Source organism: Actinomadura gamaensis (assembly GCF_042652125.1).
GTDB classification, from domain to species: domain Bacteria; phylum Actinomycetota; class Actinomycetes; order Streptosporangiales; family Streptosporangiaceae; genus Spirillospora; species Spirillospora gamaensis.
Genome location: NZ_JBHSIT010000012.1, coordinates 1 through 17,535, shown reverse-complemented (window position 1 = coordinate 17,535; position 17,535 = coordinate 1). Strand labels below are relative to the sequence as shown.

The 17,535-nt window shown below is 70.5% G+C and carries 19 protein-coding genes; 13 read left to right on the top strand and 6 right to left on the bottom strand.

Annotation, left to right across the window (positions count from 1 at the left end; all coding sequences use genetic code 11):
- Nucleotides 1-84 precede the first annotated feature (84 nt).
- From ACFPCY_RS33830 to ACFPCY_RS33820, 3 genes are read left to right on the top strand one after another with little or no spacing between them, the layout of a single operon-like run.
- Nucleotides 85-1,818: an ABC transporter ATP-binding protein gene (locus tag ACFPCY_RS33830; protein ID WP_378262124.1), complete on the top strand. Its 1,734-nt coding sequence runs from the start codon at nucleotides 85-87 to the stop codon at nucleotides 1,816-1,818.
- A complete protein-coding gene (locus tag ACFPCY_RS33825) occupies nucleotides 1,815-3,629 on the top strand; it encodes an ATP-binding cassette domain-containing protein (protein WP_378262122.1) in 1,815 nt (604 codons plus the stop codon). The genes ACFPCY_RS33830 and ACFPCY_RS33825 overlap by 4 nt, the downstream gene beginning before the upstream one ends.
- Nucleotides 3,626-5,647: a prolyl oligopeptidase family serine peptidase gene (locus tag ACFPCY_RS33820; protein WP_378262120.1), complete on the top strand. Its 2,022-nt coding sequence runs from the start codon at nucleotides 3,626-3,628 to the stop codon at nucleotides 5,645-5,647. The genes ACFPCY_RS33825 and ACFPCY_RS33820 overlap by 4 nt, the downstream gene beginning before the upstream one ends.
- A 208-nt stretch (nucleotides 5,648-5,855) precedes the next feature.
- Here the strand turns inward: ACFPCY_RS33820 and ACFPCY_RS33815 are convergent, their stop codons facing one another.
- From ACFPCY_RS33815 to ACFPCY_RS33795, 5 genes are all read right to left on the bottom strand, one after another.
- On the bottom strand, nucleotides 5,856-6,509 hold the full coding sequence (locus ACFPCY_RS33815; RefSeq protein WP_378262118.1) for a response regulator transcription factor: 654 nt from the start codon (nucleotides 6,507-6,509) through the stop codon (nucleotides 5,856-5,858).
- 694 nt (nucleotides 6,510-7,203) lie between these two features.
- Entirely contained in the window at nucleotides 7,204-7,812 is a 609-nt protein-coding gene (locus ACFPCY_RS33810) for a dihydrofolate reductase family protein (RefSeq protein ID WP_378262116.1), read from the bottom strand.
- Nucleotides 7,813-7,949: 137 nt separating this feature from the next.
- On the bottom strand, nucleotides 7,950-8,366 hold the full coding sequence (locus ACFPCY_RS33805) for a hypothetical protein (RefSeq protein ID WP_378262114.1): 417 nt from the start codon (nucleotides 8,364-8,366) through the stop codon (nucleotides 7,950-7,952).
- A gap of 46 nt (nucleotides 8,367-8,412) precedes the next feature.
- Nucleotides 8,413-8,715, bottom strand: coding sequence for an RNA polymerase sigma factor (locus ACFPCY_RS33800; protein WP_378262112.1), 303 nt, complete (start codon nucleotides 8,713-8,715; stop codon nucleotides 8,413-8,415).
- A gap of 156 nt (nucleotides 8,716-8,871) precedes the next feature.
- The gene (locus tag ACFPCY_RS33795) at nucleotides 8,872-9,471 is read right to left on the bottom strand and encodes a TetR/AcrR family transcriptional regulator (protein WP_378262110.1); all 600 of its coding nucleotides are present in this window, start codon (nucleotides 9,469-9,471) and stop codon (nucleotides 8,872-8,874) included.
- A 71-nt stretch (nucleotides 9,472-9,542) separates the two neighbouring features.
- On the opposite strand from ACFPCY_RS33795, the gene ACFPCY_RS33790 reads away from it, so the two are divergent.
- From ACFPCY_RS33790 to ACFPCY_RS33760, 7 genes are all read left to right on the top strand, one after another.
- The gene (locus ACFPCY_RS33790; RefSeq protein ID WP_378262108.1) at nucleotides 9,543-10,115 is read left to right on the top strand and encodes a dihydrofolate reductase family protein; all 573 of its coding nucleotides are present in this window, start codon (nucleotides 9,543-9,545) and stop codon (nucleotides 10,113-10,115) included.
- A 320-nt stretch (nucleotides 10,116-10,435) separates the two neighbouring features.
- The gene (locus ACFPCY_RS33785; protein WP_378262106.1) at nucleotides 10,436-11,098 is read left to right on the top strand and encodes a DUF4097 family beta strand repeat-containing protein; all 663 of its coding nucleotides are present in this window, start codon (nucleotides 10,436-10,438) and stop codon (nucleotides 11,096-11,098) included.
- Between the two features lie 26 nt (nucleotides 11,099-11,124).
- Nucleotides 11,125-12,087 (top strand): ATP-binding cassette domain-containing protein, encoded by a 963-nt coding sequence (locus ACFPCY_RS33780; protein WP_378262104.1) that lies wholly within the window; start codon nucleotides 11,125-11,127, stop codon nucleotides 12,085-12,087.
- A complete protein-coding gene (locus ACFPCY_RS33775) occupies nucleotides 12,084-12,857 on the top strand; it encodes an ABC transporter permease (protein WP_378262102.1) in 774 nt (257 codons plus the stop codon). The genes ACFPCY_RS33780 and ACFPCY_RS33775 overlap by 4 nt, the downstream gene beginning before the upstream one ends.
- Before the next feature lie 209 nt (nucleotides 12,858-13,066).
- A complete protein-coding gene (locus ACFPCY_RS33770) occupies nucleotides 13,067-13,888 on the top strand; it encodes an alpha/beta fold hydrolase (RefSeq protein ID WP_378262100.1) in 822 nt (273 codons plus the stop codon).
- Between the two features lie 66 nt (nucleotides 13,889-13,954).
- A complete protein-coding gene (locus tag ACFPCY_RS33765; protein WP_378262690.1) occupies nucleotides 13,955-14,053 on the top strand; it encodes a DUF397 domain-containing protein in 99 nt (32 codons plus the stop codon).
- A gap of 29 nt (nucleotides 14,054-14,082) precedes the next feature.
- Nucleotides 14,083-14,559 carry an HAD domain-containing protein gene (locus tag ACFPCY_RS33760; RefSeq protein ID WP_378262098.1) on the top strand — a complete coding sequence of 159 codons (477 nt, stop codon included), beginning with the start codon at nucleotides 14,083-14,085 and terminating at the stop codon, nucleotides 14,557-14,559.
- A 208-nt stretch (nucleotides 14,560-14,767) separates the two neighbouring features.
- Here the strand turns inward: ACFPCY_RS33760 and ACFPCY_RS43140 are convergent, their stop codons facing one another.
- Nucleotides 14,768-15,016, bottom strand: a complete 249-nt coding sequence (locus tag ACFPCY_RS43140; protein ID WP_465251245.1) for a hypothetical protein — start codon at nucleotides 15,014-15,016, stop codon at nucleotides 14,768-14,770.
- A 609-nt stretch (nucleotides 15,017-15,625) separates the two neighbouring features.
- On the opposite strand from ACFPCY_RS43140, the gene ACFPCY_RS33750 reads away from it, so the two are divergent.
- Genes ACFPCY_RS33750 through ACFPCY_RS33740 form a run of 3 tightly spaced genes read left to right on the top strand, consistent with a single transcriptional unit; the run spans nucleotide 15,626 to nucleotide 16,694 of the window.
- On the top strand, nucleotides 15,626-15,925 hold the full coding sequence (locus ACFPCY_RS33750) for a hypothetical protein (RefSeq protein WP_378262096.1): 300 nt from the start codon (nucleotides 15,626-15,628) through the stop codon (nucleotides 15,923-15,925).
- A gap of 5 nt (nucleotides 15,926-15,930) precedes the next feature.
- The gene (locus tag ACFPCY_RS33745) at nucleotides 15,931-16,290 is read left to right on the top strand and encodes a hypothetical protein (RefSeq protein ID WP_378262094.1); all 360 of its coding nucleotides are present in this window, start codon (nucleotides 15,931-15,933) and stop codon (nucleotides 16,288-16,290) included.
- 2 nt (nucleotides 16,291-16,292) lie between these two features.
- Nucleotides 16,293-16,694: a hypothetical protein gene (locus ACFPCY_RS33740; RefSeq protein WP_378262092.1), complete on the top strand. Its 402-nt coding sequence runs from the start codon at nucleotides 16,293-16,295 to the stop codon at nucleotides 16,692-16,694.
- Nucleotides 16,695-17,535: the final 841 nt, after the last annotated feature.

The window sequence follows — 17,535 nt, the reverse complement described above, 5'->3', positions numbered from 1 at the left end:
GGCAAACAACCTCGGACCAGCGAACAACCTCGGACCACCGAACCAACCTCGGATCGCCGGATCGGCCCTGGAAGGAGCGCGCGGATGCGGAGCATGACGGCCGCGGACCGGCTCGTGGCGCGGACGGCGCGCGACGGCGGGTTCTGGACGGCGGTCCTGTCCGTGGGCGCGCTCGGTGGCGCGGCTCTGCAACTGCTCCTGCCGTCCGTGGTCGGGCGCGCGATCGACGGTCTCGTCTCCGGGAACGCCACACGCGACGGCTGGACGTTCGCGGCGGCGGGCGTCGTCGCCGGGATCGCGGTCTGCGAGGTGCTGACGGCGTGGGCGACCGGCGTGACCGGGACCGAGGCCGCGGCCGGGCTGCGACGCGTCCTGCTCGACCGCGTGCTCGGCGCGGGGCCGGCGATCACCCGGCGGCATCCGGAGGGCGATCTCGCGACCCGCACCGGCCTGAACGCCGAGGAACTGGGCCAGGCGCCCGCCGCGCTGGTCACCTCGGCCGCGCTGCTCATCCCGACCATCGGGGGGCTGGTCGCGCTCGCCTTCATCGACCTGTGGCTGCTGGGCGCGCTGATCGCCGGACTCGCGGTGATCACCCTCGTGCTGCGCGGCTTCCTGCGGGCGACGACGGTCCACGCGGCCGGATACCAGCGCACGCAGAGCGACATCGCGGCTCGGCTGACGGACGCGCTCACCGGCATCCGCACGATCGCCGCCGCCGGGACGTCCGATCTCGAAGCGCGCAGGATCCTCACTCCGCTGCCGACGCTGCGCGAGCACGGGTTGCGGCTGTGGCGCGCGAACGCGCGCGCCGGCGTGCAGGCGGGGCTGGCCGTTCCGCTTCTGGAGGTCGCCGTCCTGACGGTCGGGGGATGGCGGCTCGCCTCGGGCGGGCTCAGCCTCGGCGCGCTGTACGCGGCGGCCCGTTACGCGGTGCTCGGGGCGGGTCTGTCCGGGGCGCTCGGCCAGGTCGGGCAGCTCGCCCGGTCGCGCGCCGCCGCCGCTCGCGTCACCGAGATCCTTTCCGAACCCGTCACCCGGTACGGGACGCGTTCCCTTCCGGTCAGCGGTTCCGGAATCCTGGAATTCCGGGATGTCGCCGTCAGCACACCGGACGGCGAGGGCCTGAGCGGCGTCGATTTCGTCGTCCCGGGCGGCGCGGCGACGGCCGTCGTCGGACGCTCCGGATCGGGCAAATCGCTCCTCGCCGCTCTCGCGGGACGCCTCCTCGACCCGGACGAGGGGACGGTCCTCCTCGACGGCGTCCCGCTCCCGAAGCTTTCACGCTCCGCCCTGCGCTCCGCGGTCGGCTACGCCTTCGAACGTCCCGTCCTGCTGGGCGAGACGGTCACCGATGCCCTTGCACTAGGCGTTCCTCGCGCGCACGAGAAACGAGTGCTGGAAGCAGCTACTGCTGCTCGTGCAAGCAGTTTCCTAGAACGGATGCCTTCCGGGTATGCGACCGCCTTGGCGGACGCCCCGATGTCGGGCGGCGAACGACAGCGCCTCGGCATCGCTCGCGCGCTCGCGCAGGGCGAGCGGCTCCTCATCCTGGACGACGCGACCTCCAGCCTCGACACGGTCACCGAGCGCGAGATCGGCGCGGCCCTGACCAGCGCGGCGGACGGCCGCACGCGCCTGCTCGTGGCGCACCGCGTCGCCACCGCGGCCGAGGCCGACCAGGTGCTGTGGCTGGAAGGCGGGCGCGTCCGGGCGCAGGGCCCGCACCACGAGCTGTGGCGGGCGCATTCCGGATACCGAGCGGTATTCGCGGAAGGCGCCGGTACGGACGACTCCGCGGCAGGGGGCACACTGTGAGCACGTCCCGCCGGTTCGTCCTCCGGGCGCTGGTCGCCGAGCCGCGTGCCCTCGTGCGCGTCCTCGCGTGGTCGGTCGTGGAGGCGGCGCCCGCGCTGCTGGTCGGTCAGGCGGTGGCGCGCGCGATCGGCGACGGGTTCGCGGTCGGCCGTCCATGGGTGGGGACGGCCTGGCTCGCGGGCCTCGCGCTCGTGTGGGGCGTCGCGGCGGTCGGCGCGCGGCAGGTCGTCCTCGCCGTGGCCTCGATCGTCGAGCCGTTCCGCGACCGATTGCTGACCAGGGCCGTCACCGGGACGCTGCGGCAGGCCGCCGCGTCCGGACGGCCGCCCGGCTCGGCGGCCGTCGCGCGCGTGAACCTCCAGGTCGAACTGGCGCGCGACGCGCTCGCCGCGCTGGTCACGGTGGTGCGGTCGTTCGCGTTCACGGCGGGCAGCGTCGTCGTGGGGCTGGCGACTTTGGAGCCGCTGGTCCTGCCGTGGGTGCTGCCGCCGTTCCTCGTCGGCCTCGGGCTGTTCGCGGCCTCGCTTCCCGCGCTGGCCCGGCGCCAGCGGGACTACCTGCTCGCCGACGAGCGTACGGTCGCCGCCACGGCCGACGCGATCGGCGGGCTCCGCGACATCGCCGCCTGCGGCGCGGAGGACCGGATCGGGCACGCCGTCCGCGCCCGCGTGAACGCGCAGGCGCAGGCGGGGCGTGCCCTCGCGCGGGTCACCGCCCTGCGCACGTTCGCGCTGACGGTCGGCGGCTGGGCGCCGGTCGTGCTGCTCCTGGCCGCGGTGCCGTGGCTCGGCCGGCACGGTGTCGGGGCGGCCGTCGTGATCGGCGCGCTCACCTACCTGACCCAGTCGCTCGTCCCCGCGTTCAGCGGGCTCGTCCGGGGGCTCGGCGTCAGCGCCGTCCGCCTGCGCGTCGCGGTGGACCGCGTGCTCACCGCCTCCGCACCGCCTCCCGAGGACGGTCCGCGCCGGGCCATCGGCGCAGGCGGCGTCCGGTTGCGCGGCGTCACGGCGGCCTACCGCCCGGACGCCCCACCGGTGATCGACTCGCTGGACCTGGACGTCCCGGCGGGGGAGCACCTGGCGGTGGTCGGGCCGAGCGGGATCGGGAAGTCCACGCTGGCCGCGCTCATCACGGGCATGCTGCGTCCGCGCGCCGGGACGGTCGAGATCGACGGAATCCCGGCGCACACGGTCGAAACGGACGCCCGCGTGTTGATCCCGCAGGAGGCGTACGTGTTCCGCGGCACCGTCCGCGCGAACCTGGCATACCTGACGTCCGCCGACGATCCGCCGTTCGCGTCCGCCGTGGCGGCGGTCGGCGCGGACGCCCTGGTCGAGCGGCTCGGCGGCCTGGACGCCGCGATCGATCCGGGCGCGCTGTCGGCGGGTGAGCGGCAGCTGATCGCGCTGGCCCGCGCGTACCTCTCGTCCGCCCGGCTGATCGTCCTGGACGAGGCGACCTGCCACCTCGATCCCGCCGCCGAGGCCCGCGCCGAGACGGCCTTCGCCCGCAGGGGCGGGACGCTGATCGTCGTGGCGCACCGGATCAGCTCGGCCCGCCGCGCCGACCGCGTCCTGCTGATGGACGGCACGCGCACGCACCTCGGCACCCACGCCGACCTGGTCGAATCCACTCCCGCCTACGCCGCCCTCGCCGGGCGCCCCCACCCGGACACCCACGAATTCAACGACGACAACTCCGGCGGGGGCGGTACACGGCGTGGCGACCGCGGACGTGCGCGGCGGGAGCGGGCTTCGGCGGAAGCAGACGAGATGAGCGCCCTCGAAACCGGACGGGAGCACGTGCCATGAGATACCCCGAGGCCGAACGCGGCTCGGTCGTCGAGGAACTGCACGGTCATCGGGTCGCCGACCCGTACCGCTGGCTGGAGGACGCCGCTTCGCCGCGGACCCGAGCCTGGCTGGACGCCCAGGACAGGACATACCGGGCGCACATCGACACCGCCGTCCGGGACGGGTTCCGCGCGCGGGTCGCCGAGCTGGCCGACACCGGGACGGTCGGCGCGCCCGTCTGGCGCGGGCGGCGGCGCTTCACGTTGCGTCGCGCCGCAGGTCAGGAGCATGCCGTGCTGGAGGTGTCGGACGGCGACGGCGCGGCGCGGACGCTGCTCGACCCGTCCGCGATCGATCCGTCCGGGAAGACGACGCTCGACGCGTGGCGGCCCGATCCGTCCGGACGGCTGCTGGCGTGCCAGCTCTCCCAAGGCGGTACCGAGCGGGCCGAAATGTTCGTTGTGGACGTCGACTCCGGCGCGACGCTCGACGGGCCGCTCGATCGGTGCCGCTACTCGCCGGTGGCCTGGCTGCCGGACGGGAGCGGGTTCTACTACGTCCGCGCCGAGCCGGGCGACGAGATGCGGCGACGCGTCCGGCTGCACCGGATCGGCGAGCCGTCCGAGCAGGACGCGGCCGTCACCGGCCCGGCGGCGGCGCACGGCGTCGGCATCAGCGAGGACGGACGCTGGCTGGTCGTGTCCACGGCCGACGGCGTCGAGCCGCGCAACGATCTGTTCGTGGCCGATCTCGCGGGCGGTGATCCGAGAGCACCGCGGTTCCGGGCCGTCCAGAAAGGGGTGGACGCTCGCGCCGCGGCCGTCGTCGGACGCGATGGACGCCTCTACATCGTCACCGACCGGGACGCGCCGCGCGTCCGCCTCTGCGTTGCGGACCCGTCCAGCCCGTCGTTCTGGTCCGACCTGATCCCGGAGGACGACGGCGCCGTCCTCACCGACTTCACCCTGCTGGACGACCTGCTCGTGGTCGCCCGCGCCCGCCGGGGGACGGCCGAGCTCGCGCTGCACGACGCGCTCACCGGACAGCATCTTTCGGACATCCCGCTTCCCGGTCCGGGCGTCCTCGGCCCGCTGTCCGCGCGACCCGGCGGCGGCCACGAGGTCTGGTTCACGCACAGCGGCATCGTCACGCCCGAGGCCGTCTGGCACTACGACACCCGCACTCGGAAGCTGTCCCTCTGGGAGGCCGCGCCGAGCTCACCCGACCTGCCGGTCATCGAGACGCACCAGCTCACCTGCGCGTCGGCGGACGGCACGCCGGTCCGGACGACCGTCATCGCCCGTCCCGTGGACACCGACGACCCGCGCCCCGCCATCCTTTACGGCTACGGCGGATTCGGGATTCCGGTCACGCCGTCCTACGCCGCCGACGCCCTCGCCTGGGTGGAGGCCGGAGGCGTGCTCGCCATCGCGCACCTGCGCGGCGGCGGCGAGGACGGCACGGCGTCGCACCGCGCCGGAATGCGCGACAAGAAACAGCGCGTTTTCGACGATTTCCTAGCCGCCGCCGAACAGCTCGTCTCCGACGGCTTCACGGCACCGGATCGGCTCGCGATCTGGGGCGAGTCCAATGGCGGACTGCTGGTGGGCGCGGCGCTCACCCAGCGCCCGGATCTATTCGCGGCGGCCGTCTGCGTCGCGCCGCTGCTGGACATGCTCCGTTACGACCGATCCGGAATGGGCGCGTCCTGGCACGGCGAATACGGTTCGCCCGCCGACCCGGAAGCCTTCGAATGGCTCCGTGCGTACTCGCCGTATCACCGCGTCGAGCAGGGCGTCGACTATCCGGCGACCTTGTTCGCGGTCTTCGACGGCGATTCCCGGGTCGATCCCATGCACGCGCGCAAGATGTGCGCGGCGATGCAATGGGCGACCGCGGGTGAACGTCCCGTCCTTTTGCGGCGCGAATCCGGCGTCGGGCACGCCGCACGTTCCGCCGGGCGGTCGTTCGACCTGGCGGCGGACCTGCTCGCCTTCGTCGCCGCGCACACCTCACCCGCCGAGATCCCCGCCTGACCGACAACGACGGTGCGCCGAAGCCGAACGCCGGCCGGCACCCGTCACCCGCTGTCGCATCGGGCCGGCACCCGTCGCAGGCTGCCGCGTCGGGCCGCCACCTGTCACCGGCTGCCGCGTCGGGCCGGCACCTGTCACCGGCTGTCGCGTCGGGTGCCGCCGCAGCCAGCTGCGGGGCAGCCTGCTGCGGCGGGACGGACGGCGCGCGTCACAGGGTGCTGCGGCGGGACGGACGCCGCGAGCGAGCTGTCCCGTTCCAGAGCCAGCCGTTCTCCTCGGCGATGGCGACGGCCTCCAGACGAGTGCGCGCCCCGATCTTGGAGACGATCCGGGCCAGGTAGTTCCGGACGGTCCCGGCGGCGAGAAAGAGCGTGCGCGCTATCTCGGCCACCGTCGCGCCGTCCGCCGTCGCACGCAGGACGTCCAGCTCACGTGGGGTGAGCGGGCACTGGGACGCGGTCAGCTCGGCGACGGCCAGATCGGCGTCGATCACCCGGTCGCCGTTGGCCACGTCGTGGATCGCCTGGACGAGCCGGGCGGGCGAGGTGTCCTTGAGCAGGAAGCCCGCGGCGCCCGCCGCGACCGCCCGGCGCAGGTCACCGAGCCGGCGGCGCTCCGCCATGATGATCACGGCGCAGGACGGGACTCGTTCGAGTAGCATCGCGCCGGTGTCGATGCCGTCCACATCGGGGAGGCCGAGGTCGACGAGCGCCACCTCCGGACGGCAGTACGCCGTCGCGGCCAGCAGCTTGCTCCCGCAGTCGACGGTCTCGACGACGCGGATGCCGGGCTCGTCGTCCAGGAGGGCCACCAGCCCGCTGCGGAACAGGTGCACGTTCTCGGCGATGAGTACGCGAATCACAATCGCCTTCCTGGGATCACGAGTTGCCTTGACAGGGGACCGGCGCTGATCTCGGGAAGTCGGTCAGGGCACGTTCGGGGCGTGCGGCAGGGGGTCATGTCGTCGCCTTGGGGGTGGGCAGGGGCGCGGCACACGCAAGCGTCCGTGCACACCTTGCCCCGCGTCAAATGCGATATGCCGGTAATTGAAACTTAGGCATACCTTCCAGGTGAGGGTTCTCGCGCCTACCGTCGCGTAGCGTGTCCGCGCGCGTACCCCCCGACCTTCGGCGATCACGCTCCGACGACGACGGCCGCCGCGACCCGCGCCGCGACGGCCGAAACCGGTCACCGATGGATACCGATCGGTACTCGGATACTGACAGAATTGGACTCTGCGACCCGGGTCCGAGGGCGCTCGGGGCAGTGGTCCGACCATTCTTCGAGGACGCCGTTCACCACGAATTGGTGGCACGTTTTCCCGCCGACGCGAGACTTGGTCAGGGCGAACGAGCCGCGAGCGGCGCCCGCACCCGCCCGGCCGACGCCGGCGCGCCCCGTCCGGAAACGCCGGTTCTCATGCCCGGACGGCCATACCCGCGGCTCCTCGTGGTCTCACTTCTGTCACCCTGGACCGTCCGGCGGGACGGACCGTTAGGTCCCTTCGAGGCAGCGAAGAGCCGCCCGCGAGGCCTGCTCCCGCCGCAGGGGACGGTCTACTCCTGCGGCAGGTTGGCCTTCGCCTGCTCGTAGCCGCCCGTGGGCGCGTCCTCGTCCTTGGTGTACACGAGGTGTATCACGCCGGTCTTGAACGCCGTCGATTCCAGCAGCCTCAGCGGCAGCGGCGAGCCGGCCTCCTCGAACAGCCGCGCTCCCTTCCGCACCGCGATCGGGTGGACGAGCAGGTGCAGCTCGTCCAGCAGGCCCGCCTCCAGCAACTGCCGGACGACCGACACCGACCCGCTCATCGCGATGTCCGTCCCCGGCTCCTCCTTCAGCGCGGCGACGCCCTCCAGAAGGTCCCCCTGGAGCACCTCGGAGTTCCGCCACGTGAACTCGAGCTTCTGGTGCGACACCACGATCTTGCGAGCGTCGCCGAGCGCCTTCGCCATGCCGGCGTCCTCGCCGCCCGCGTTCTCCCGCTCCGGCCACGCCCCGGCGAAGCCGTCATACGTCTTCCGTCCGAGCAGAACCGTGTCCGCGCTGCCGAGCTGCGCGGTCACCGCCCGCCCCATCTCCTCGTTGAAGTACGGAAAGTGCCAGTCCTGCGGATCCTGCACGACCCCGTCGAGCGAGACGAACAGACCAGCGGTGATCTTTCGCATCACGACTCTCCCTACTGAACGACGACCTGTCACGCGAACAGACCGTCCCTGCAACCGAAACTCATCGCCGCTCTCGGCCGGCTTCGGCGACCTGTTCGACCTGTCCGACTTGTCCGGCCTGTCCGATCGGGCCGAGCTCAGGGCGCCAGGGAGGCCGGCTCGCTCGCGGTGAGGGGGAGCTTGAGGCGAGCGGTGTGCCAGATGTCGGGAAGGTCGGAGGTTTCGGTCATCCAGGTGGTCGCGCGGGTGTGCCCGCGGCGGCGGTAGTGGCGCATGATCTCGATGTGCGGGCGCCAGGCGACGAAGGCGCGCAGGGACGCCTCGTCCGTCCAGACGGAGACCGAGCCGACCGCGCGGCGGCCCGGGGCGGACCAGAGCCAGAGGCCGACCGCGCCGTCCAGGCCGGGCCAGCCGCGGCGCAGGCGCAGGCCCGCCCGCGCGATGCCGGGCAGGTCGAGGGCGCGGTCGGCGGTGAACTCGGTGAGGCTGACGAGCAGCGGTCCGGGCGAGCCGGCGGCGGGGCCGGCCGTCCAGCGCGAACGCAGGATGTCCATGATCGGGACCGTACGCGGCTCGACCGGACCATCAGAAGAGCCAATATCAGGCTGTTTCACTGAGCCAATCGGCTAGGCACGGGCACGGGCGCGGAGGCCGCGGACGGCCGAGACCGGGCTCGAAGTCGGCCTCGTCCGGCGGCCGGACGAGCAGGAGGCGGGTCCGGCGCAGGCCCTCGTTCCGGACGATCCGGAACATCCACGAGGCCAGCGCGCCGGTGGCCCGGAGCGAGCCGATCTTCCGGTAGAGGATGATCAGCGCCTCCTGCGCGGCGTCCTCGGCGTCCTGCGGGGACGCGCACAGGTGCTGCGCGAACCGCCGGACATGGGCGTGCGCGCCGTCCAGCACGGCCGCGATCGAGTCGCGGTCGCCGTCCTGCGCGGCCCGGATGACCTGGGCACTCGCTCATGACCGATCAGTCATGTCCGGGCCTCGCCTCGCTCATGTCCGTCTCCCTCTCCGCGCGGTCGATGCCCATGAGAGGCCGCGACCCCGGAAAAGGATTCACCCTGTGGACGGGGAGCCCTCCCGGCCGGTGACCAGCGCGCGCTGGACCGCCGCGTCCACCAGGTCGTGCGCCTGCTGCTCGGTGAAGATGCCGGGCAGGGTGAGGCGTTCGAGGATCAGCCAGTTCAGCGCCATGTACAGGAGCAGCACCGAGGTCGCGTCGCCGGGCAGGCCGGAGGACTCCTGGTGGGCGAGGTTCGCCTCGATGTCCGCGCGGATGCGTTCGGTCAGGACCTCGCGCAGCGCGGGACGCCGGGTCGCCTCCAGGCGCAGTTCGAGCAGGGCCAGATAGCCGGAGCCGAACGAGGAGACCCGGTCCACCACCTCGTGCATGAGGCGGGCGTAGTGCGCCTCGTCCTGGTCGCCCTCCCGGCTGCGCGCCATCGTCGCCTCGTCGGGCAGCAGCCGGTCGTAGATCCGGCCGCCGATCTGCGTGAACAGGTCGTCCCGGTTGGCGAAGTAGTTGGACGCCGTGCCCGGCGGGACGGCCGCCTCGGTGTCCACGGCGCGGAAGGTCAGGCCGCGCGCGCCCTCCCTGGCCAGCACCTCGATGGCCGCGTCGATGAGCGCCAGCCGGCGCTCGGCGTTCTTCCGCACTTGACACCACTCCAGACGTAGTACTACGTTCAGATCACTACGAACAGAGTACTACGCCAGGAGCGGTAAGTATGCGCAAGCTCGTCTACTACATCGGCGCCTCCATCGACGGCCGCATCGCCGGCCCCGCCGACGAGACCGACTTCTATCCCCTCTCGGACGAGATGATCGCCTGGATCGCGGCGACCTATCCCGAGACGCTCCCGACCCACCTGCGCGGCCACTTCGGCGTGGAGGACGCGCCCAACGAGTCCTTCGACACGGTCCTCATGGGACGCGGCACCTACCGGCCCGGCCTGGACGCCGGCATCACCAGCCCGTACGCCCACCTGCGCCAATACGTCATTTCGAGCACGCTGAAGATCGACGACCCGGCCGTCCACGTGGAGGCGGGCGACCCGCTCGCACTCGTCCGCGCGCTGAAGGCCGAGGAGGGCGGCCGGGACATCTGGCTCTGCGGCGGCGGACGCCTCGCCGGAGCCCTCCTGCCGGAGATCGACGAGATCGTCCTCAAGCGCTACCCGGTCGTCGCGGGCACGGGCGTCCCCCTTTTCGGCGGACCGTTCAACCCCACCCAGTTCGTCCCCACCGAGCACGTGACGATGAAGAACGGCACCCAGGTCACCTGGTTCCGTCGCGCGTAGGCGCTCGCGCATCTCCGCTCCTCGAACAAGCCCGGCCGCCGTTGCTGCCGGGCTTGTTCGTCGTCGCGCGACGGCGCGCCTTCACGTCGCCGCTGAGCGCGACCGCGCGCCGGGTCGCATAGCGTTCACTCCCATTCCAATGCAACGCATCGTTGGCTGATCGTTGCATTACGCGGCACAGTGTTGCAATGATTTATAGCCGCTGACCAGGCAGTACACGTACAACACGCAACGCGTGTGTTGCCTAGATTCAGAAAGCAACGTAGCGTTTGCGTTGTCGGAAAGAGAGCGGCGAGGGCCGCGACACCGAGGAGCGCACGATGCAGAAGTTCGACACCGCCACCCCGATCACCGCGGTCCTGGAGATCCCCGCCGGGCGGGTGCAGCTCATCGCGGCCGACCGGACGGACGCCACGGTCGAGGTCCGGCCAGCCGACCCCGCCAAGGGGCGCGACGTCAAGGCAGCCGAGCAGACCACCGTCGCCTACCGGGACGGCGTCCTCCAGGTGCAGGGCCCGGCGGGCAGGCAGCTGCTGGGGCCGTCCGGGTCCGTCGAGGTGACCGTCCAGCTGCCCGCCGGGTCGCGGGTCGAGGCGAAGACGGCCGCCGTCGAGTTCCGGGGCGTCGGACGGCTCGGCGACATCAGCTACGAGAGCTCGTACGGCCCGGTCAAGGTGGACGAGGCCGCCAGCGTCCGGCTCACCACCGCCGCCGGCGACGTCCAGGTCGGACGCCTGAACGGGTCCGCCGAGATCGACGTCCAGAAGGGCGACATCGACATCGCCGAGGCCGCGGCCGGGACGGTCGTCCTGCGCACGCGGGCCGGGGACGTCAGGGTCGGCGCCGCCCGCGGCGTCTCGGCCTCCCTGGACGCCGGCACGAGCCATGGCCGCGTCAGCAACAGCCTGAAGAACGGCGGCACCGCCGACCTCGAGATCCGCGCCACCACCTCGTCCGGCGACATCACCGCCCGCAGCCTCTGACCCCCGCCACCCCGAAGGAGCCCCCCATGACGAACCTGGCCATCGCGGCGAGCGGACTGCGCAAGTCCTACCGCGACAAGAAGGGCGAGAAGGTCGTGCTCGACGGAATCGACCTGAACGTCCCTGAAAGAACCATCTTCTCGCTGCTCGGGCCGAACGGCGCGGGCAAGACCACCACCGTCCAGATCCTGTCCACCCTGATCCCCGCCGACGGCGGGACCGTCCAGGTCGCCGGGTTCGACCTGGCCCGCCGGCCGGACGACGTGCGCGGCGCGATCGGCGTCACCGGCCAGTACTCGGCCGTGGACAAGCTGCTCACCGGCGAGGAGAACCTGCTCCTCATGGCCGACCTGAAGCACCTGCCGCGCAAGGAGGGCAAGCGCAAGGCCGCCGAGCTCCTGGAGCGCTTCGACCTGGTCGAGGCGGCGCGCAAGCCCGCCAGCACCTACTCCGGCGGCATGCAGCGCCGGCTGGACCTCGCGATGACCCTGGTCGGCGACCCCCGGCTGATCTTCCTGGACGAGCCGACCACCGGCCTCGACCCGCGCAGCCGCCGCGCCATGTGGCAGGTCGTCCGCGAACTCGTCGCCAGCGGCGTGACGATCTTCCTCACCACGCAGTACCTGGAGGAGGCCGACCAGCTCGCCGACCACATCGTCCTGCTCGACCACGGACGGCTGATCGCCGAGGGCACCGCCGACGAGCTGAAGCAGCTCATCCCCGGAGGCCACGTCTCGCTCCGCTTCACCGACGACCTCGCGCTGAAGAACGCGCTCACCGCGCTCGGCCGGGGCTTCATCGACCCGTCCGACGACGACCGCCTCACCCTCCAGGTGCCCTCGGACGGCGGCGTCGCCTCCCTGCGCGAGCTGCTCGCCGCCCTCGACGCGGCGGGCATCGAACCGGCCCACCTCAGCGTCCACACCCCCGACCTCGACGACGTGTTCCTCACCCTGACCGGTGACCAGCAGAAGGAGACCGCCCGATGAGCACCCTGACCCTCGCCGCGCGCGACTCGTCCACGATGGTCCGTCGCCAGCTCAAGCGCCTGATCCGCTACCCCGCGATGACCGTCCAGCTGGTCGTCACGCCCGTCATCATCCTGCTGCTGTTCGTCTACGTCTTCGGCGGCACGCTCGGCGCGGGTCTCGGCGGCGGACGCGGAACCTACATCAACTATGTCGTCCCCGGCATCCTGCTCATGGCCGCCGCCACCGCCGCCACCGGAACCGCCGTCATGGTCGCCACCGACATGACCGAGGGCATCATCGCCCGCTTCCGCACCATGCGGATCTCCCGGGCTTCCGTCCTGACCGGCCACGTCGTCGCCAGCGTCATCCAGCAGCTCCTCGGCATGGCGGTCGTGATCGGCTTCGCCCTCGCGATCGGCTTCCGCCCGCACGGCACCTTCCTGGACTGGCTGGGCGCGATCGGGATGCTCACCCTGTTCGTCGTCGCGATCACCTGGCTGACCGTCGCCCTGGGCCTGAAGTCCTCGACCCCCGAGGCCGCGAGCAACGCCCCGATGCCCCTGGTCTTCCTGCCCTTTCTCGGCAGCGGCTTCGTCCCGACCGACTCCATGCCGACCGTCCTGCGCTGGTTCGCCGAGTACCAGCCCTTCACCCCGATCATGCAGACCGTCCGCGGCCTCATGCTCGGCACCCCGACCGGCAACAATCCCGCCATCGCCGCCGCCTGGTGGCTCGGAATCGGCATCCTCTCCTACTTCTGGGCCAAGCGAACCTTCGACAAGTCGTGACCCTCAGCCCCCTACAGGGCCGCCAGACCACCCGGTCGGCGGCCCTGAACGCGTTTAGGCGCCCCCTCACTAGTTGTCGCCCCACGCGGCCCCTACATCGCCCTCCAGACCGCGCTTGCCATTCTGGGATCGCGAATCCTAGGGAGGGTGGTCCAATTCACGGACGGCGAAGGCCTGGGCAGAGTTGCGGCATGACTTCGAATGCGCTGATGAGCGGCACCACGATGAAGGTCGGCGACGCCACGGTTCGTTATCGGACTCTCGGCTCGGGGCCGGGAATCATCTTCGTCCACGGGACCGGGCCCGGATCGGTGAACTGGGAGGGATTCGTCGAGCGTTTCACCGATCGCTACACCGTCATCCTGCCCGACCTTTCAGGCAGCGACCCGGTCGAGGACGACGGAGCGCCGCTCAGCGAAGAGATGCTCGCGCAGCAGGTGGCCGCCGTCATCGAGGACGCCGGCCTCGGGGCGGTGGACGTGGTCGGACACTCGCTGGGCGCGGTCGTCGTCACCACGCTGGCGGCCACGCGGCCCGACCTGGTACGGCGCTTGATCCCGGTGTCGGGATGGAGCCGAACCGATGACGACGAGCAACTGCGCCATTCGCTGAAATTGTCGCTGGAACTGGCGGACCGTCCGAAAGCCTTCGCGCGGTATGCGATGCTCACCGCGTTCAGCCGTGACTTCCTCCAGAGGATCGGACGCGAAGCAGTGGACGAACTGGCCGGCGGATTCGTCCCGAACGCGGGCCGCGTCCGGCAGTACCAGCTGAACGAACGCGTTTCCATCGACCACCTGCTTCCTCAGATCACCGCCCCCACCCTGGTGATCGGCTGCACCCGCGACAACCTGATCCCGGTAGAGAACGCGCGCGCCCTGCACGCGGGCATCCCTGGCAGCACCTATGCCGAAATCGACTCCGGCCACGTGCCCCACGCCGAGCGCCCCGACGAAGCCGCCAACCTGATCAGTGATTTCCTCACCCAACCGTCCGCGGCAACACCCGCAAACCCGACCCCAGCGTCCTAACGTCCAGCAGATGCGGCCCGGGGCAGACCGATGACACAACACGGCTGCCCCTCTACGCTCTAGGCTATTCGCGACTCGAAAACTCCGGACGCATGCGTGCTATTCGTGACGCCTGCTAGCTGGGGTGTGTTCTTTAGGTGCCTAGTGGACGAGGAGAACGACTGACCGACGTCATGTCACGTCCCCTGCTTTTCTTGGATGTGGACGGACCCCTCATTCCGTTCGGCGCGGCTGTGCCGTATCCCACTTACGACGGTCCATCGACGTCAGCCCATCCGCTGCTGGCCCGGGTCGATCCCAGGCACGGCGCTCGGTTGTCGGCGTTGCCGTGCGAGCTGGTGTGGGCGACGACGTGGATGGACGACGCGAACGAGCTCATTTCTCCTCGTCTCGGCCTTCCGCGGTTGGCATTCGTGAAATGGCCCGAGCCGTCCGAGGCGGACGAGCAGGACGAGCGGACAGGCCTGCACTGGAAGACCCGCCACATTGTTGCATGGGCGGCCGGGCGCGCCTTCGTCTGGGTCGATGACGAACTGACCGACATCGACCGGACGTGGGTGGCGCATCATCATCCGGCGAAAGCTCTTCTGTTCCGCGTCGACGCGAAGCGAGGGCTGAGCGTGGCCGATTTCGACGTCTTGAAACAGTGGCTGGACGGCGTCCGGGCGTAGGCGCATTAAAGCCGAAACATCGAAAAGCACGAGCATGCGAAGGTGCCCGAGCTTTTCGCTTCGGCCGGAACGTGGCCAGGGACAAGGGCGAACCGCCACCCTTCCGCTTACAGGTGTGGGAAGACGGGTGGTGAGGCCGCCTTCCCCGTGGCCGGACGGCTGCCGGGGGTGTGCTCGTGGTGCTCTTCGGTAGCCGTCAGGGTTGCTGTCACCCTTGGCGGTGCTGACCTCGCTCATTCAATCGTCGTAGATGCCGCTCGTACTGCCCGGCGGCGCTGCGCTGCGCGCGGTCTATGAGCAGGGTCTGCGGTTCGGACGCCAGCTCGTACAGCTCGACTTCAACGGGGTCGGCGTCGTAGTCGATGAGGTGCGCAAGGGCTTTGCGATTCTGCTCGACGGTAAAGCGACGGCGGACCTCCCATCGCCAGAGGTGCCCGCTGGCCTCGGCTGCGTCCATGCCCTCACACTAGAGCGACCATTCACCGGTTCGAGTTCGCTCAACTCTCGGGCGGTACCTGAGTGATTCTGAGGTAGCCCGTGCGTGTTCTGGCGTGCCATAACGTCAGAAAGGGGTTGCCTCCTGGCTCCACGCGCATGCGGATGTGCGTCCCCGGAGGCGCATTGAAGGAGAGTATGGGGCTGCCTGTCCAGTCGATGCGCGCCTCTACCTCATGCGCTCCTGGGGCGATGTCAACGCTGATCTCCTGGCCTCGCTTGATCTTTCCATGTGGGACGCCATCGATGAACAGGCGGTAGGCGCGTAGCCAGTCCCGTGAGCCCAGTTTCGGCCGGGAGAACGTCACTCGTGAGGTTCGGCCATGTCGCCAGGATTGCATGTGGGCGGACGAGTGACTTGGCACGGCGGAACCGGGCGGGACAGGCACACACCCAGCGCGCCGGGGCGAGCGGGCGCCCTCTAAGACGTAAACGAGTTCTCATCTGTCCCTGCGCCGAGTTGTCGACTCTGGCCTTTGGCTGGTCAGCGCCCTGCTCTGTCACTATTTCTGCTTGATCGCCAGGGGCTCGGCCGTACGTTCTGCGTGAGCGAGCTGTGACGGAGGGTGGTATGGCCAATCCGAGAGAGCGACTGGAGACGCTTGCCGGTGCCTTGACGGCGGCGGGGCTGAGCGCACGGCTTGCGATGGATGATCCGCCGTTGCTGCATGTCAGGTTCCTCGGTCCGCCAGTCGCTCAGGAAACGATCGGGTGCGGTGAGCAGGACGGCGAACTGTGGTTCCGGTGGGTCTCGCAGGAGGTTCTCCTCGGCAGGGCTGACGACGTTCCCGGGGCCGCGGAGCGGGTGAGGTACGTGCTGGTGCCGCCCGGATTCTCCGAGCCCGATGCCGAGTCGGAGGGGAAGCGTTGATCAATATGCGACGACGGAAGGGCCGTCACACGTCCGACGCGATACGTGGCAGGCTCGCGCCTACCGATTCGCCGAACGCGCCCCGGTATGCGGCGCTGCGCGCGTTGCAGGACGAGGCGTCCCGGCGCATGTTGCGCGTGCACTGGGCAGGGCTGCGCGACGGCCCGTACCTCGTGCTCGCCACGGTGGGGAGTCCGTCCGTGCGGGTGCGGTGTGACTACCTGCGCGACCAGGACGGCGGGGACGGCGGTTGGTGGTACGTGTGGCACCTCGGCGACCAGGATGGCCGGACGATCGCGCCAGTGGACGACATGGCGAACACCCTCGATGTGATCCGCCGCGAGCTGCACCGGGCCGTGATGTGAACGTGCCGACCCACGGACCGAACGACCCCGACGCCACCCCGTCCGAGCTCGCGGAGATCGTGACGGACGCGGTGATCGGCGAGCACATGGGGTGTGGCACCGTCACCGAAACGCTCGCCTTGGTGGCGCTCAAGGCGCGGCAGGAGTCCGACATCGCACGAGAGCGGGTGTCGCTGGTCCATCGGGCCTACCGGGCGGCGATGGCGCGCGCCGGATACAACGAACGGTCCGCCAAGTACGTGGCCGGGCTGGCGGTCGCGATCCTGGAAGAACCGAGGCTGCTCGACATCCTCAACCTTGCGGACGTCGTGACGTGGGACACGCTCGCAGGGCTCGGTGACGACCAGAGCGACCAGGACGACACGGGACCTGCGAATGCTGGCAGCGACCACGGCGACGAATGACTCCCTCCGGCCGGCGGGTGACCACGCATCTTCCCCCCCGGCCGGAGGTTCCAGAGTTACGGTGAGGACAGGAGGCCACCATGCCGAACACGAAGTGTTCGACCTGCAACGGTGAGGGTGGATGGTGGGACTTTGGCAATGGTCAGCCGGGCAAGGCCAAGCCCAAGCGGTGGATCAAGTGTGAGGACTGCCGGGGGACCGGCCAACGCTCATGAGTGACGAGATCACCTGTCCTGAATGCGGCGGGACCGGTGAGCAGCGCATCGGGCCGTTGAGGCTGATGTGCCGCTTCTGCCATGGCCGCAAAGTCGTCGGCGGTGAAGACGAACCGGCGGAGAACGGCCCGCGGTACAACGCTCGGGGTTGGAAGATCCCCGATGAGGGCGAAGAGTACGACCCTGCCGTCCATGGCCCCTTGCCGCCCGCTGGGGATCATCCAGCCGTCCGCCAATCGGGGCTGTGTCGGACGTGCTTGGGCGCGGGAGTAGTGGTCGCGGAGGGGACCTACGTCGAGGCACCTTGCCCGGATTGCTCGCCTCACCGAGATACCTGACGGGCCTGTGGCGCGGAAGCTCCCCTCGCATGACCACCTTGGCCGTGGTGCGCTCTGTGTTCGCTTCGTGCGTAGGCACGCGAGCAAGAATCTCGACCTTTGGCGCTCGCTTGTGCTTGGCACCTGCTGTCCCGGCTGTGCTTCAGTGGTGGACGTGACAGTGAAGCGCCCCGGTTTCGATGGAGGCTCTAGGTTGTGGCTGTGACCTGCAGTTCTGTGTGTTCCTGGAAGTAGCTGGTCTCGTATTCGTCGGGTGGGACATGGCCGATCTCACCGTGGAGGCGGGTG